A 15,988-nucleotide genomic window follows, 5' to 3' on the forward strand; every position below is an offset into this window, starting at 1 on the left:
CATGAGCAACCTGCCCATTTTCGACGTCGCCGGTTCGGCGATGAACGCGCAGTCGGTGCGGCTGTCGACGATCGCCTCCAACCTCGCCAACGCCGACTCCGTCGCGGGCAATCCCGACGAGGTCTATCGCGCCAAGCAGCCGGTGTTCCGCGCCGAAGGCGTGCCGGGCGATCCATCGCTCGCCGGCGTCAACGTCACCGAGGTGCGCGAGAGCACCGACGCGCCGCTCAAGCGCTACGAACCCGGCCACCCGCTCGCCGACGCGCAGGGCTACGTGTACGCGCCCGCGGTCGATCCGGTGGCGCAGATGGTCGACCTCATTTCCGCCTCGCGCAGCTACCAGGCCAACGTCGAGGTGTTCAACAGCGCCAAGGAACTGGCGTTGTCGACGTTGCAGATGGGCCGTTGACCGCGCGCCGCCGAACCTGACCAGGACTTCCGATGACTTCCATATCCGACTTCGTCTCGACCTACGGCGCCAGCAGCACTGGCACCGACACCACCAAGAAGTCCGACTCGCTCGGGCAGGCCGATTTCCTGCGCCTGATGACCGAACAGCTGCAGCACCAGGATCCGCTCAATCCGATGGAGAACAGCGAATTCCTCGGGCAGCTCGCGCAGTTCTCCACCGTGCAGGGCATCCAGGGTCTGCAGACGTCGATGGACGGCTTCAAGGGATCGCTCGCCACCGACCAGATGCTGCGCGGCGCCTCGCTCGTCGGCCGCAGCGTGCTGGTGCCGTCGGCCAAGATGGCGCTGGGCGCCGAGGGCAGCGTCAACGGCGTGGTCGCCGCACCCGATGCCGGCACCGTCACCTTCGACATCACCGATGCCAACGGCCAGAGCGTCCGCAAGATCACCGTGCAGGCCGAAAAGGCCGGCGAAGTGGCCTTCGAATGGGACGGCAAGGACGCGAGCGGCAACCGCCTCGCGGCCGGTACGTACGGCGTCACCGCGACGATCGGGTCGGGCGAAACGAAGAACGACCTGAGCACCTACGTCGAGTCGCGCGTGGACAGCGTGACCGTCGGCAGCGACGGCGTGTTCCTCGATCTGGCGGGGCTGGGCACGGCACCGCTGGATTACGTGCTCCGCATCCGCTGACGAACCGCAGCCCTCACCCCAAACCCCTCTCCCGCTCGCGGGAGAGGGGCTTCCTCTCTCCGGAGAACATCCAATGGGTTTCAACACTTCGCTGTCCGGCATCAACGCCGCCAACGCCGACCTCAACGTCACGGCGAACAACATCGCCAACGTCAACACGACCGGCTTCAAGGAATCGCGCGCCGAGTTCGCCGACCTGTTCTCGTCGACCGCGTACGGCCTGTCGCGCAACGCGATCGGCTCGGGCGTGAAGCTGAGCAACGTCGCGCAGCAGTTCTCGCAGGGCAACATCGATCCGACCGGCCGCGGCCTGGACGTCGCGATCGACGGCGAAGGCTTCTTCGTGCTGAACGACAACGGCGCGCGCGTGTACTCGCGTGCGGGCAACTTCCAGCCCGATCCGAACGGCTTCATCGGCACGCCCGACGGCAAGCGCCTGCAGGTGTTCGCGCCCAATGCCAACGGCAACGGTTTCGACGTGGGCCGCCTGGTCGACCTGCAACTGCTGACCACCACGAGCCCGCCGCAGGCGTCGGGCAACGTCGACATGCAGGTGACGCTGCCGGGCAACGCGGCCGCGCCGACGGTCACGCCGTTCGATCCGACCGACACCAACACCTACAACCACTCCACCGGCGGCGCGACGGTGTACGACTCGCTCGGCGTCGGCCACGTGCAGACGTCCTACTTCGTGAAGACCGCCAACCCGAACGAGTGGCAGGTGCACAACTACATCGACGGCACCGCCGTCGGCGCGCCGACGACGCTGCAGTTCAACGGCTCCGGCGCGCTGGTCACGCCGGCGAACGGCCAGATCACGATGGCGCCGTTCACCCCGACCACCGGCGCCGGCGTCATGAACCTGACGCTGAACCTGTCCGGCTCGGCGCAGTACGGCTCGGCCTTCGCGCTGCGCGAGATCAACCCCGACGGTTATGCCGCCGGCAAGCTCAACGAGATCGACATCGACTCCACCGGCGTGGTCTACGCGCGCTTCTCCAACGGCGCCGACCAGGCGCTGGGCCAGGTCGCGCTGAGCACGTTCACCAACCCGCAGGGCCTGCAGCCGCAGGGCAACAACGTGTGGGCCGAAACCTACGCGTCGGGCGATCCGCGCATCGGTGCGCCGGACACCGCCGACTTCGGCGTGCTGCAGTCCGGCGCGCTGGAAGCGTCCACGGTCGACCTCACCGAACAGCTGGTCAACATGATCACCGCGCAGCGCAACTTCCAGGCGAACGCGCAGATGATCTCGACGCAGGACCAGGTCACCCAGACGATCATCAACATCCGCTAAGCGCGGGTGGGATGACACAGGAGGTCCGCCATGACCGACCGCGCGCTCTACATCGCGATGACCGGCGCCAGCACGTCGCTGAAGACGCAGGCGTCGGTGTCGCACAACCTCGCCAACGCGAACACGGTGGGGTTCCAGGCGACGCTCGCCGGTTCCACCGCCACGCCGGTGAAGGGCAACGGCCACGCCTCGCGCGTGGCCGCCGCATCCCAGACCTACGGCGTCAGCGACACGCACGGCGCGATCCTCAACACCGGCAACACGCTGGACGTTGCGCTGAACCAGGATCGCTGGCTCACCGTGCAGGACGCGCAGGGCAACCCCGCGTACACGCGCGCCGGAAACTTGGCGATGAACGCCAACGGCCTGCTGACGAGCAACGGGCGCCCGGTGCTCGGTGCCGACGGCGCGCCGCTCACGGTGCCGCCGTACCAGTCGATGGACATCGCCAGCGACGGCACGATCTCGATCGTTCCCCAGGGCCAGCCGGCCAACACCATCGCCGAAGCCGGACGCCTGGGCGTCGTGCAGGCGCGCACCGCCGAACTGGTGCGCGGCGACGACGGCCTGATGCGCCCGGCGAACGGCCAGCCGCCCGCCCCCGCCGCGGGCGATTCGCTCACGCCCGGCGCGGTGGAGAACAGCAACGTCGAGGCGACCTCGATGCTGGTGCAGATGATCCAGACCGCCCGCGCGTTCGAGATGCAGGTACGCGTCTTGCAGAGCGTGGATGAGAACGCACGCAGCGCGAATTCTCTGCTTGGTTCGAGGTAACGAGCCTCGTCATTCCAGCGAAAGCTGGAATCCATCTTGATCTTCGCCGTGTCGCAGCCGATCCGGGAGCCCGTCGAAGAGCCAGATGGATCCCAGCTTTCGCTGGGATGACGGGATTCCGGATACATCGCCGCTCACCGCCCTACCCGCTTCAGGAGACACACGCCATGACCCAGGCTCTATGGATCGCCAAGACCGGCCTCGACGCGCAGCAGACGCGCATGGCGGTGATTTCGAACAACCTGTCCAACGTCAACACGACCGGTTTCAAGCGCGATCGCGCCGAGTTCCAGGACCTGCTGTACCAGACGGTGCGCCAGCCCGGCGGCGCGACGTCCGAGCAGACGCAGGCGCCGACCGGCCTGTCGACCGGTACCGGCGTGCGCGTGGCGGCGACGGCGAAGGAGTTCTCGCAGGGCAACCTCAACGTCACCGGCGGCGCGCTCGACGTCGGCATCGACGGCCGCGGCTTCTTCGAAGTGCTGATGCCCGACGGCAGCAGCGCCTACACGCGCGACGGCAGCTTCAAGCGCAATTCGCAGGGCGAGATGGTGACCAGCGACGGTTATCCGGTGCAGCCGGGCATCCAGTTCCCCGAAGGCACGCAGAGCGTGACCATCGGCGCCGACGGCACCGTGTCGGTGAAGGTGCAGGGCCAGGCCGACGACGTGCAGGTCGGCGCGCTGACGCTGGCCGACTTCGTCAATCCGTCGGGCCTGCAGGCCATCGGCAAGAACCTGTTCGTCGAGACCGGCGCCAGCGGTCCGGCGCAGCAGGGCGCGCCGGGCACCAACGGCATCGGCCAGCTCGCGCAGGGCCAGCTGGAAGGCTCCAACGTCAACGTCGTGGAGGAGCTGGTGTCGATGATCGAAACCCAGCGCGCGTACGAGACCAACGCCAAGGCGATCTCGACCACCGATTCGATGCTCGGCTTCCTCAACAACAATCTGTGAGTGCAGCCGTGAACGCGTTCTTCCGTCTTTCCATCGCCGGCGCGACGCTCGCGCTGGCTGGCTGCGCCGCCGTGGTCGGCGATGTGCGCCCGTTCGCGCCGATGGCCGCGCCGCCCGCGGCGATCGTCGCCCCGGCCGCGCCCGCCAGCGAGGGTTCCATCTACGCCAGCCGCAGCCTGCGCCTGTTCGAGGACAACAAGGCCCGCGACGTCGGCGATCTGGTCACGATCGTGCTGGTGGAGAACACCAGCGCGCGCGCCCAGGCGAACACGTCGGTGAGCAAGGAATCGGGCATCGACATGGCCGCGCCGACCATCGCCGGCGTGCCGATCACCTACAAGGGCAACCCGATTCTCGAAGCGTCGGTCGAGGGTTCGCGCGACTTCCAGGGCGCTGGCAACAGCACGCAGAGCAACCGCCTCAGCGGTTCGGTGACGGCGACCGTCGTCCAGAACCTGGGCAACGGCAACCTGCTGGTGCGCGGACAGAAGCAGCTGCGCCTGAACCAGGGCGACGAGCTGATCCAGGTTCAAGGAATCGTGCGGACGGCCGATATCGGTCCCGACAACCGCATTTCCTCCGATCGCGTGGGCGACGCGCAGATCGTCTATGGCGGCCGCGGCACGCTCGCGCGTTCCAACGCGATGGGCTGGCTCGGCCGGTTCTTCAATTCCGCCGTTTACCCGTACTGAGGAGGGGCCATGGATACGCACAAGTCGCCCTCTCCGTCACTGAAGACGCTTCTGAAAGTCATGGCGGCCGTGACGAAGCCGCGCCTGCCCAAAGGCTCCGGCCTCATCGCCTACGCCCTCGCCTGCACCATCGCCGGCCTCGCGCTCACGCTCGCCGTCGTGCCGCCGGCGCGTGCCGAGCGCATCAAGGACCTGGCGCAGGTTGCCGGCGTGCGCGGCAATCCGCTGATCGGCTACGGCCTGGTCGTCGGCCTGGACGGCAGCGGCGACCGCACCAGCCAGACGCCTTTCACCGTGCAGAGCCTGAAGACGATGCTCGACCAGCTCGGCGTCAGCATTCCGCCGGGCGTGAACCCGCAGCTGAAGAACGTCGCCGCCGTCGCGATCCACGCCGAACTTCCGCCGTACGCCAAGCCGGGCCAGCCGATCGACGTCACCGTGTCGTCCATCGGCAACGCCGGTTCGCTGCGCGGCGGCAGCCTGCTGATGGCGCCGCTGAAGGGCGTCGACGGCCAGGTCTACGCCATCGCGCAGGGCAGCCTGGTCGTGTCGGGCTTCGGCGCGTCGGGCAAGGACGGCTCGCGCATCTCGGTCAACGCGCCCAACGGCGGCCGCATTCCCAATGGCGCGATCGTCGAACGCGCCGTCGCCGGGGCGTCGGCGTCGGGCAACGTCACGCTCAACCTCCACGAAGCCGACTTCACCACCGCCGCGCACATCGTCGATGCGGTCAACCGCGAGTTCGGCAACGGCCGCGCCCGCGCCGTGGACGCGGTGACCATCGAAGTCGCGCCGCCGGCCGACGGCGACCGCGTCGGTTTCCTGGCGAAGCTCGAATCGCTGGACGTCAGCCCCGGCGCCGCGGCGTCGAAGGTCATCGTCAACTCGCGCACCGGCACCGTCGTGATGGGCGGCAACGTCAGCGTGCTGCCGGCCGCGGTGTCCCACGGCTCGCTCACGGTGTCGATCTCCGAGAACACGCAGGTCAACCAGCCCAACGAGTTCAGCCGCGGCCAGACCGTGGTGACGCCGCAGTCCACCGTCGAAGCCAGCCAGGACGGCGGTCGCATGTTCCTGTTCCAGGGCGGCACGTCGCTGGAGCAGATCGTCCGCGCGGTGAACGCCGTGGGCGCCGCGCCCGGCGACATCGTGGCGATCCTGGAAGCGCTCAAGCGCGCCGGCGCGCTTCGGGCGGAGCTGGAGGTGATCTGATGGAGCGGGAGCGCATCTGCTCCCTCCCCTGCTTGCAGGGGCGGGTTGGGGAGGGGTCGCGAGGCACGCAGTGCCGAGCGTTTCCGTCCCCGACTTCACCCCTCCCCAACCCTCCCCTGCAGTCGCAGGGGAGGGAGTCGCATTTCTGGCGTTCAACGGCACAACTCTTGCCTTGACCCCACCATGCACCTGCGCCCGACCACCGCACAGCCGCTTTCGACGACCGACGCCCCGCGCGCCGACCGTTCGCGCGTGGAATACGCGGCGCAGCAGCTGGAGGCGCAGTTCGCGCAGATGCTGGTCAAGTCGATGCGCAGCGCGTCCTTCGGCGACTCGCTGATGGGCGACAACTCGACCTACCGCGACATGTACGACCAGCAGCTCGCGCGCGAGATCGCCAAGGGCCGCGGCCTCGGCCTGGCGCCGATCATCGTCCAGCAGCTCACGCGCAACGCCGGCGGCGCCAGCGCCACCGTGACGCCCGAAGGCGGCTTCCCGATGACGCCGGCCGCCTCGCCGATGTCGCTGTCGCTCACGCCCAGCAGCGACGGCGTCTCGCTGCCCGGCATCGCCGCGCCCGCCCTGCCGCGCGTGGAAACGCCGCAGGTCGAATGCGATCCCAACGCCAAGCTCGACTGCTCCAGCCCCGAAGCCTTCGTGCGTTCGGTCTGGCCGCACGCGCAGCGCACGGCCCAGGAACTGGGCGTCGATCCCAAGGCACTGGTCGCGCAGGCCGCGCTGGAAACCGGCTGGGGCCGTCGCCTGGCATCGGGCGGCGGCGACGCCACTTCGCACAACCTGTTCGGCATCAAGGCCGGTTCGAAGTGGAGCGGCAACCGCGTCAACGCCGGCACGCACGAATACGTGGCCGGCCAGCGCGTCAGCGAGCGCGCCGACTTCCGCGCCTACGGTTCCATCGGCGAGAGCTTCGCCGACTACGCGAAGCTGCTGAACAACCCGCGTTACGCGCAGGCGCGCGCGGCCGGCGGCGACACGCGCCAGTTCGCGCAGGCGCTGCAGAAGGCCGGCTACGCCACCGACCCCGCCTACGCCGCGAAGATCAACGCGATCGCCGAAGGCGCCACGCTCAACCGCGCGCTCGCCGCGCTCGATGGCAACACGAGAGGCTGACGATGGCCAATGTCCTGTCCACCGGCACCGGTGCCCTGATCGCGTTCCAGCGCGCGCTGGCGACCGTGAGCCACAACGTCGCCAACGTCGCGACCGAAGGCTATTCGCGCCAGCGCGTCGAACTGTCGACGCGCTCGCCCACCGACATGGGTTACGGCTACGTCGGCAACGGCGTGCAGGTGGCCGACGTGCGCCGTATCGCCGACCAGCTCGCGAACACGCGACTGCTGGAAAGCGGCGGCGAACTCGCCCGCGCGCAGCAGCTGTCGGGCCTGGCCTCGCGCGTGGACACGCTGTTCTCCGACAAGGCCACCGGCCTTGCCGGCGTGTGGTCGAACTTCTTCGACGCCACGACCGGACTGACCAGCAACGCGGCGTCGTCCGCCGCGCGCGAGGACGTGCTGTCGGACGCCAAGGCGCTCACCGCGCGCTTCAAGCAGCTCAACAACCAGCTCGATTCGCTGAGCAATGAAGTCAACAGCGGCCTGCGCAGCAGCGCCGAGGAAGTCAACCGCATCGGTGCGGAGATCGCGCGCCTCAACGGCGAGATCGTCAGCAACCCGAACAACGTCTCCAACGACCTGCTCGACCAGCGCGACCGCCTGGTTTCGCAGATGGTCGGCTTCACCGGCGGCACCGCCGTGCAGCAGGGCGACGGCTCGCTCAACGTGTTCACGTCCGGCGGGCAGGCGCTGGTGGTGGGCAACACTTCGTCGAAGCTCACCGTCGCGACCGATCCCTATCGTCCCGAACGCGTGCGTCTTGCACTGGACGGAAACGGCCAGCAGATCCAGCTCAACGATTCCTCGCTGGGCGGCAAGATCGGCGGCCTGATGGATTTCCGCAGCGACGTGCTCGATCCGGCGCAGTCGGAACTGGGCCGCATCGCCGTGGGGCTCGCCGAAGCATTCAACCAGCAGCACCGCGCCGGCATGGACCTCAACGGCCAGATGGGCACGGACTTCTTCACCGTGCCCGCGCCGCGCGTGAACGGCAACGCCAACAACACCGGCACCGGCACGCTGACGGCGAGCGTCGGCGACCTGTCCAAGCTCGACGCGCAGAACATCGTGCTGAAATTCGACGGCACCGCGTGGAGCGCCACGCGTTCCGACACCGGCGCGAACGTGCCGCTCACGGGTACCGGTACCGCGGCCGATCCGCTGGTGATCAACGGCGTCGAACTCGTCGTCGGCGGTGCGCCGGCGTCGGGCGACCGCTTCCTGCTGCAGCCCACCGCGGGCGCGGCCGGCGGCATCAACGTCGCCATCGACGATCCCAACCGGATAGCAGCCGCCACTCCGGTGAAGGCGAAGGCCGAACTGGACAACGTCGGCACCGGCCGGATCGGTTCGGTGAAGGTCACCGATTCGACCAACGCCAACCTGCTGACGCCGGCCGACATCGAGTTCATCGACGGCACGCAGTACACCGTCAACGGCACCGGGCCCTTCACCTACACGCCGGGCCAGCCGATCAACGCGAACGGCTGGAGCCTCAGCCTCGACGGCGTTCCCGCCGCGGGCGACAGGTTCAGCGTGGGCAGCACCGGCGCTGGTTCCAGCGACAACGGCAACGCGATCGCGCTGGGCAACCTCGACGATGCGAAGGCCTTGAACGGCGGCACGGTGTCGCTCAACGGCGCGATCGGCGGCCTCACCACCACGATCGGGTCGGCCGCACGACAGGCCGACTACGCCGCCGATGCGCAGCAGGTGCTGTACGACCAGGCGCAGGCCGCGCGCGATTCGATTTCCGGCGTGAACCTCGACGAGGAGGCGGCCAACATGCTGCGTTTCCAGCAGGCCTACCAGGCCGCGGCGCAGGTGATCTCGACCGCCGACACCATGTTCCAGTCCCTGCTCAGCGCGGTGCGCGGATGAACAATCGCATTTCCACGGCCGGCGCTTACGCGCTGCAACTGGGCACGATGCTGCGCAAGCAGGCGGGCCTGTCGCACACGCAGCAGCAGCTCGCACTCGGCCAGCGCCTGGTCACGGCGAAGGACGATCCGGTCGCCGCCGGCACCGCGGTGTCGCTCGATCGCGCCACGGCCGAACTGGAACGCTTCGGCGAGAACGCGAACCTGCTCGGCAATCGCCTGAACCTTCAGGAAAGCGTGCTCGCGCAGGCCGGCGACCGGCTGGCGCGCGTGCGCGAACTCACCATCCAGGCCAACAACGCCGCGATGTCGAGCGACGACAAGAAGGCGATCACCGCCGAACTGAAGGTGATCCGCGAAGAACTCATCGGCCTGGCCAACAGCCAGGACGGCAGCGGTCGCTACCTCTTCGGCGGCACCGCCGACGATCACGCGCCGTTCGTGGTGAGCGGCGGCAACGTCAGCTACACCGGCGACCAGCGCCAGCGCGAGGTCGAGATCGCACCGGACCAGTTCGTGTCCGACACGCTGCCGGGCAGCGAGTTGTTCATGCGCGTCAAGACCGGCGACGGCCGCATCGACGGCAGCGCCGCCACGACCAACGCCGGCAGCGGCGTGCTGATGGAATTCGGGCTGGACGATTCGGGCAGCTGGAACGGCGCGAGCTACAGCGTCGTGTTCACCGCGCCCGATGCGTACGAACTGCGCGATGCGGGCGGTGCGGTGATTGGCACCGGCACCTACGCCAGCGGCGAAGGCATCAACGTCGGCGGCCTGAACCTGCGCATCGACGGCGCACCAGCCGCGGGCGACAGCTTCTCCGTCGGCCCGGCGAAGACCAACGACGTGTTCGGGATGATCGACGACCTCGTCGGCGCGCTCGAAATGCCCGACGACTCCCCGCAGCAGCGCGCGGCGCAGCAGAACGCGCTGCAGGCCTCGTTGCGCGATGCGGCGACGGCGCAGGAGCACTTCATCGACGGGCGCGCCACCGGCGGCGCCCAGCTGGCGGCGATGGACAGTGCGGCCGACCTGCGCGAAGCGCAGTCGGTCACGCTGGAAACCACGCTGTCGGGCATCCGCGACCTGGACTACGCCGAGGCGATCAGCCGCTTCCAGCTCGAGAGCACGGCGCTGCAGGCGGCGCAACAGGCCTTCATGCGGCTGCAGTCGAGTTCGCTGTTCGATCTGATGTGACGCGAAGGCGGGAATCCAGCGGCCCGGACTGTCAGGCCCGCCGGAGCCTTGAGCGTTTGAGCGATGGATTCCGCTTCGCGGGAATGACGGCGAAGAAGCAGGGTTGGAACCAGGATCGACGTCGAAACCGTGACGTTTCACACGAATCCCGAATCCCGACTCCCCAATCACGGCTTGTGTCAACCAGGAGCTAAAGGTTTCCCCAGGGGCACCGATATCTAGGTCAGCAGCGGCAAGGGCCGGCAACACCGACCAACCACTGCGGTATTTGCCGGCCGGCGAGCGCTTCGCCGGTGCCCTAACCGAAACCTACGGAGAATCACCATGGCACAAGTCATCAACAGCAACGTGATGTCGCTCAACGCCCAGCGCAACCTGGGTACCAGCAGCGCCAGCCTCGGCACCACCATCCAGCGCCTGTCGTCGGGCCTGCGCATCAACAGCGCGAAGGACGACGCGGCCGGCCTGGCGATCTCGGAGCGCTTCAGCACGCAGATCCGCGGCCTCGACGTCGCCGTGCGCAACGCGAACGACGGCATCTCGCTGGCCCAGTCGGCCGAAGGCGCGATGGTCGAAATCGGCAACAACCTGCAGCGCGTCCGCGAGCTGTCGGTGCAGTCGGCCAACGCCACCAACTCGCAGTCCGACCGTGACGCGCTGAACGCCGAAGTCACGCAGCTGGTCTCGGAAATCGACCGCGTCGCCAACCAGACCAACTTCAACGGCACCAAGCTGCTCGACGGCTCCTTCGCCGGCGCGCTGTTCCAGGTCGGCGCCAACTCGGGCCAGACCATCGCCGTCAACAGCATCGTCGACGCCAACGCCAACGCCCTGGGCAAGGCCCAGTTCGCCGCCGCGCAGACCTCGACCGCCGCCGTTTCGACCGGCACGGCGACCGCCACCGGCACGCTGGCCAGCATGGCCGTCAACGGCGTCACGATCGACACCGTCGACATCGGCGTGGGCGACACGGGCGGCGACGTGGCCAAGAAGATGGCCGCTTCGATCAACGACAAGATGGACCAGACCGGCGTCTACGCCTCGCTGGATTCCAGCAACAAGCTGACGCTTACCTCGATCACCGCGGGCAAGGACTTCTCCTTCACCGCCGGCACGCTGACGGGCGGCACGGGCATCACGATGGCCGAAGCCGGCATCGCCGCCACCGCCACCGCCTCGGCGGGCAGCACGAAGTACATCAAGGACCTCGACATCTCCAGCTTCACCGGCGCGCAGCAGGCCATGGAAATCGTCGACAAGGCCCTGACCAGCGTCAACTCCGCCCGCGCCGACATGGGTGCGGTGCAGAACCGCTTCACCTCGACCATCGCCAACCTGCAGGCGACGAGCGAGAACCTGAGCGCCTCGCGCAGCCGCATCCGTGACGCGGACTACGCCAAGGAAACCGCCGAGCTGACCCGCACGCAGATCCTCAGCCAGGCCGGTACCGCGATGCTCGCCCAGGCCAATGCCGTACCGCAGAACGTCCTCAGCCTGCTGGGCTGATCCACCGCCGGAAGGGGCGCGCGAACCGCGCCCCGATGGCACCCCGGTGGGATGCGCGCGAACGCATCCCTCCGGCTTTTTCCGAAAGGAGTCGCCATGACCGCTCATCGTTCGCCCCGTCCCCTGCCGCCGCGCGCGGTGCACGGTCGACGCGGAGGGTAAGCGGTCATGGCCATTTCCACGCTCGGTTCGGGCATCGACATCCCGTCGCTGGTGTCCCAGCTCGTCGCCGCCGAACGCTCGCCGATCGAAAGCCGCATCGCGCGCGGCGAGAACGCCGCCAAGACGCAGCTGTCGGCGATGGGCTCGCTCAAGAGCATCTTCTCCAGCCTGCAGACCTCGCTGGAGAAGCTGCGCAAGGACGGCGGCACCGACGCCCGCACGGCGACCGTGCAGGACAAGGCGGGCTTCACCGCCTCGGCCGACACCACCGCGACCGTCGGCGAATACAAGATCGAAGTCGAATCGCTCGCCAGCGCGCACCGCCTCACCTCGCCGGCGAAGGCCGCCGACGCGAAGATCGGCACCGGCAAGCTCGTCATCGAGGCCGGCGACACGAAGATCGAAGTGGACATCGCCGACGGCCGCAACACGCTGTCGGACATCCGCACCGCCATCAACACCGCTGCCGCCGGCAAGGGCGTGCAGGCGAGCCTGGTCAACGCCGACGGCGGCCAGCACCTGGTGCTCACCGCGGTCGACTCGGGCCTGGAAGGCAAGCTGCGCGTGACCACCAGCGGTGGCGACGGCGGGTTGTCGGCGCTGGTCTACGACCCGGGCGTGCAGACGTCGATGACCGAAACCGTCGCGGCGAAGGACGCGGTGGTGAAGGTCGATGGCCTGACGCGCACGTCCAGCAGCAACAGCCTCACCGACCTGCTGCCCGGCGTGACGCTCAACCTCACCGAAGCCAAGCCCGGCGAAACCTTCAGCCTGAAGGTCGCCACCGACGACGCCGCCGTGCAGAAGACGCTGCAGGCGTTCGTCACCGCATACAACGCCTCGATCAGCCTCACCAAGTCGCTCACCGCCTACAACGCCGAGACCAAGACCGCCTCGGCGCTCACCGGCGATTCGATGGTGCGCGGCCTGCAGAGCTCGCTGCGCAACATGGCCAGCGAGAACGTGGTCGCCTTCAAGGCGCTGGGTCTGTCGATCAACACCGACGGCACGCTCGCGCTCAACACCAGCACGCTGACCAAGGCGCTGGGCGAGGATCCGGGTGCGCTGTCGCGCCTGTTCTCGGGCGAGGAAGGCTACGGCGCCGACCTGGAAGGCATGCTCGACAGCGTGCTGGAAACCGACGGCCTGCTCGACTCGCGCAGCGACAGCCTCAACGCGCGCCTGAAGACGTACGACAAGCAGTACGAGGACCTGGATCGCCGCATGGAATCGCTGCAGACCCGCTACACCGCGCAGTTCACCGCGATGGAGCAGATGGTCACCCAGCTCCAGGGCTCCAGCGGCTTCCTTTCGCAGCAATTCGGCTAAAAGAAATACCAGGAGCTCATCGTCATGCTCGGCGCCAACCGCAATTACGCCAACCAGTACCGCAGCACCGGCGTCAGCGCCGCGGTGCTGGAAGCCGATCCGCATCGCCTCGTCGCGCTGATGCTGTCGGGTGCGCGCGATCGCATCCGCCTGGCCGGCGCGTGCCTGGAACGCGGCGACATCCCGCGCAAGGCCAAGGCCATCAGCGACGCCAGTGGCCTGATCACCGGCCTGAGCGGCGCGCTCAACCTCGACGCCGGCGGCGAGATCGCGCAGGGCCTGCAGTCGCTGTACGACTACGCGCAGCAGCGCCTGCTGATCGCCAACAGCGACAACGACGCCGCCGCGCTGACCGAAGTGGACGGCCTGCTGGGCGACATCGAATCGGCCTGGCTCGCCATCGCGCCCAAGCCGTGAGCCACGCCATGACCCACGCCGCCACGCCTGCCGTTCCCGCCCTGCCCGAAGCGCAGGTGCGCGCGGCGATGCACGCGCAGCAGTGGGAGCTGGCGATCGAACTGCTCGCCGAGCACGACCGCGTGCTCCGCGAGACGCTCGGCTCGGAAAAGCTGTCGGGCCTGTCGGCCGAACCGTGGCGCGACTTGCTGGCGCAGCAGCAGGCGCTGCTGGCCGACCTGGTGGTGATGCGCGACGAGACCGCGGCGGTCCTCGCGCGCATGGGCCGCGAACGTCGCGGCGCCCTCGCCTACCGGAGCCTGGCCGGATGACCTCGCAGTCGGCGGATCTGGAACTGTTCGACGACGTGCTGGTCCACCAGGACCGGCGCCCGGCGGCGTTCCTGCCCGGTCCGACCAACACCGCCGCCGCGCACGTCGCCGCGGCGCATGCGGAAATGCTGCTCACCTCGCTGGCGCTGAGCGACAACGCGCGCAGCGAGGACGGCGACGAACACGCCGAACCGTCCTCCGCGCTGCAACGCGTCGAGGCCAAGCTCGACCTGGTGCTGGGCCTGCTCGGCACGATGCTGCGCGACCGCGGCGACCTTCCGCCGCCGACCGTGCTGCGCTGGTCCACGCGCGGCGCGCGCATCGACGTCCTCGGCGACGCGCTGGCGATCCGTCCCGGCGCCCGCGGCACGTTGCGCGTGCAGCCGGCCGACTGGCTGCCGGACTGCATCGAACTGCCGGCGCACGTGATCGCCGCCGAAGGCGCCCGCGTCTGGATCGCCTTCGAACCGATGGCCCCGACGCTGGCCGACGCCCTGGAGCGTCACCTGTTCCGCCTGCACCGCAAGCAGGTCGCCGAAAGCCGGCGCCTGCGCTGACCCCACGACGCCCGGAGCGTGGAACATTCGCGTTCGCCCGGCTGCGAATCCCCAAAATGAATGCGACAGGCCTGACAAAAAGGCCCATACCGGTGCGTCCGGTGCTCGCGGGCACGGTGAAACATTTGTCAGACCCGTCACATTCCGGAAGTGAGCGAATGGTCCCTTCGCGTCACCTCGGCTAAGGTGCCCCGACGGAGAGTTGACGCTTTTGGGGAACGGAGTTGGGCTCGGGGCTGTTGCGCGTACTGATATGCGACGACCACACACTGGTGCGGGCTGGACTGCGGCGTCTGCTGGAGTCCTTCGCCGACATCGAAGTCGTGGCCGAAGCCGCCAATGCCGACCAGGCCGTGGTCGGCTCGCGCCAGCACCAGCCAGACATCGTCCTGCTCGACCTCTCCATGCCTGGCCGCAGCGGTTTCGAGGCCCTGGTGGAACTGCGCCGCGACCATCCCGACTGCCGCGTGGTGGTGATGTCGATGCACGACGATCCCACCCACGTGCGTGAAGCCCTGGCCCGAGGCGCGAGCGGTTTCGTCGTCAAGGAAGCCGCGCCGGCCGAACTGGAAATCGCCATCCGCGCCGCGGCCGCCGGCCGGACCTACCTCAGCCCGCAGGTCTCGGCGCCGCAGTTGTTCGCGCGCCCGCGCAGCGAGGAAGGCGTCGACGCCCTGCCACCACGCCAGCGCGAGATCCTCGCCGCGCTCGGCGCCGGCCGCACCAGCAAGCAGATCGCCGCCGACCTCGGCATCAGCGTCAAGACCGTGGAAACCCATCGCGCCCGCATCATGGCCACCCTCGGCTGCCGCAACGCCATCGAACTGCTGCGCATGGCGATGCGGTTGCACGATCGGCCGGCGGGCTGAGGTTTCTCTTCGGCGCCGGGTGGCGGCCTATAGCCGTCTGCGCGCAGGGTCGGCGCACTTGGGCGTTTCCCGCAGCCGGCGTACTTCATGTGCCGCGGCCTTAAAGAACCCGTCATCCCGGCGAAAGCCGGGATCCAGGCTTGTAGGGTTTGGGCACTCCGACGTTGGCGAACCATCTTCGTCGTCATTCCAGCGGAAGCTGGAATCCATTTCGCTTTTGCGTTCGATCGAGAAGCAAACAGCGCAGCGCTGTTCGGCAATGATCATTCACCGGTAGCGCTTCGTTGCCCCTCACCCCAACCCCTCTCCCGTGGGGAGAGGGGCTCAAAGCCGTCGCCCCGGCTGTTGCTTTTGCTTTGCTTTTGCTTTGCTTTTGCTTTGCTGTTGCTGTTGATCTTGATCAGCGACTTAAAGCGAGCCGAGCACCGCAGCCAAAGAGGGGCGAAGAGTCGCCAACTGTTTGAGCGGAGCGCAGCGCAGCGAGTTTTGGCGACGTCCCCTCTTTGGCGAGGAGCGCAGGGGACCGGCGTCGCGTAGCGGCGCCGGCTCGCGTCAGGAGCGGATGGTTTTGGTTACTTTTGCCGAAACAAAAGTA

16 protein-coding genes are annotated in these 15,988 nt (G+C 68.3%); all 16 read left to right on the forward strand.

Annotation, left to right across the window (positions count from 1 at the left end; translation table 11 throughout):
• Position 1 precedes the first annotated feature (1 nt).
• The 16 genes from flgC to DX912_RS14615 all read left to right on the forward strand — a co-directional run bounded on the left by flgC (position 2) and on the right by DX912_RS14615 (position 15,393).
• Entirely contained in the window at positions 2 to 409 is a 408-nt protein-coding gene (gene flgC / locus DX912_RS14540; protein ID WP_115843523.1) for a flagellar basal body rod protein FlgC, read from the forward strand.
• Positions 410 to 441: 32 nt separating this feature from the next.
• The gene (locus DX912_RS14545; protein ID WP_115843525.1) at positions 442 to 1,104 is read left to right on the forward strand and encodes a flagellar hook capping FlgD N-terminal domain-containing protein; all 663 of its coding nucleotides are present in this window, start codon (positions 442 to 444) and stop codon (positions 1,102 to 1,104) included.
• A 73-nt stretch (positions 1,105 to 1,177) separates the two neighbouring features.
• Positions 1,178 to 2,401, forward strand: coding sequence for a flagellar hook protein FlgE (gene flgE / locus DX912_RS14550; RefSeq protein ID WP_115843527.1), 1,224 nt, complete (start codon positions 1,178 to 1,180; stop codon positions 2,399 to 2,401).
• A gap of 30 nt (positions 2,402 to 2,431) precedes the next feature.
• Positions 2,432 to 3,175: a flagellar basal body rod protein FlgF gene (locus DX912_RS14555; protein ID WP_115843529.1), complete on the forward strand. Its 744-nt coding sequence runs from the start codon at positions 2,432 to 2,434 to the stop codon at positions 3,173 to 3,175.
• A gap of 167 nt (positions 3,176 to 3,342) precedes the next feature.
• Complete coding sequence (flgG, locus tag DX912_RS14560; protein ID WP_115843532.1) at positions 3,343 to 4,128, forward strand: flagellar basal-body rod protein FlgG; 786 nt, start codon at positions 3,343 to 3,345, stop codon at positions 4,126 to 4,128.
• An 8-nt stretch (positions 4,129 to 4,136) separates the two neighbouring features.
• Entirely contained in the window at positions 4,137 to 4,820 is a 684-nt protein-coding gene (gene flgH / locus DX912_RS14565; protein ID WP_115843570.1) for a flagellar basal body L-ring protein FlgH, read from the forward strand.
• 9 nt (positions 4,821 to 4,829) lie between these two features.
• Positions 4,830 to 6,032, forward strand: a complete 1,203-nt coding sequence (locus DX912_RS14570) for a flagellar basal body P-ring protein FlgI (RefSeq protein ID WP_233433603.1) — start codon at positions 4,830 to 4,832, stop codon at positions 6,030 to 6,032.
• Positions 6,033 to 6,215: 183 nt separating this feature from the next.
• Entirely contained in the window at positions 6,216 to 7,163 is a 948-nt protein-coding gene (gene flgJ / locus DX912_RS14575; RefSeq protein ID WP_115843534.1) for a flagellar assembly peptidoglycan hydrolase FlgJ, read from the forward strand.
• Positions 7,164 to 7,165: 2 nt separating this feature from the next.
• On the forward strand, positions 7,166 to 9,046 hold the full coding sequence (flgK, locus tag DX912_RS14580) for a flagellar hook-associated protein FlgK (protein ID WP_115843536.1): 1,881 nt from the start codon (positions 7,166 to 7,168) through the stop codon (positions 9,044 to 9,046).
• Positions 9,043 to 10,242: a flagellar hook-associated protein FlgL gene (gene flgL, locus DX912_RS14585; RefSeq protein ID WP_115843538.1), complete on the forward strand. Its 1,200-nt coding sequence runs from the start codon at positions 9,043 to 9,045 to the stop codon at positions 10,240 to 10,242. Before flgK ends, flgL begins: the two co-directional genes overlap by 4 nt.
• A gap of 324 nt (positions 10,243 to 10,566) precedes the next feature.
• Positions 10,567 to 11,748 (forward strand): flagellin, encoded by a 1,182-nt coding sequence (locus tag DX912_RS14590; RefSeq protein WP_115843540.1) that lies wholly within the window; start codon positions 10,567 to 10,569, stop codon positions 11,746 to 11,748.
• Positions 11,749 to 11,916: 168 nt separating this feature from the next.
• Positions 11,917 to 13,239, forward strand: a complete 1,323-nt coding sequence (gene fliD / locus DX912_RS14595; protein WP_115843542.1) for a flagellar filament capping protein FliD — start codon at positions 11,917 to 11,919, stop codon at positions 13,237 to 13,239.
• Positions 13,240 to 13,263: 24 nt separating this feature from the next.
• Complete coding sequence (gene fliS / locus DX912_RS14600) at positions 13,264 to 13,656, forward strand: flagellar export chaperone FliS (RefSeq protein ID WP_115843544.1); 393 nt, start codon at positions 13,264 to 13,266, stop codon at positions 13,654 to 13,656.
• A gap of 8 nt (positions 13,657 to 13,664) precedes the next feature.
• A complete protein-coding gene (locus tag DX912_RS14605) occupies positions 13,665 to 13,967 on the forward strand; it encodes a hypothetical protein (protein ID WP_115843546.1) in 303 nt (100 codons plus the stop codon).
• Positions 13,964 to 14,524, forward strand: coding sequence for a PilZ domain-containing protein (locus tag DX912_RS14610; RefSeq protein ID WP_115843548.1), 561 nt, complete (start codon positions 13,964 to 13,966; stop codon positions 14,522 to 14,524). Before DX912_RS14605 ends, DX912_RS14610 begins: the two co-directional genes overlap by 4 nt.
• A gap of 239 nt (positions 14,525 to 14,763) precedes the next feature.
• Entirely contained in the window at positions 14,764 to 15,393 is a 630-nt protein-coding gene (locus tag DX912_RS14615; RefSeq protein ID WP_115843574.1) for a response regulator transcription factor, read from the forward strand.
• Positions 15,394 to 15,988 lie beyond the last annotated feature (595 nt).

Origin of the sequence: Lysobacter soli (assembly GCF_003382285.1) — a bacterium.
Lineage (GTDB): Bacteria > Pseudomonadota > Gammaproteobacteria > Xanthomonadales > Xanthomonadaceae > Lysobacter_J > Lysobacter_J soli.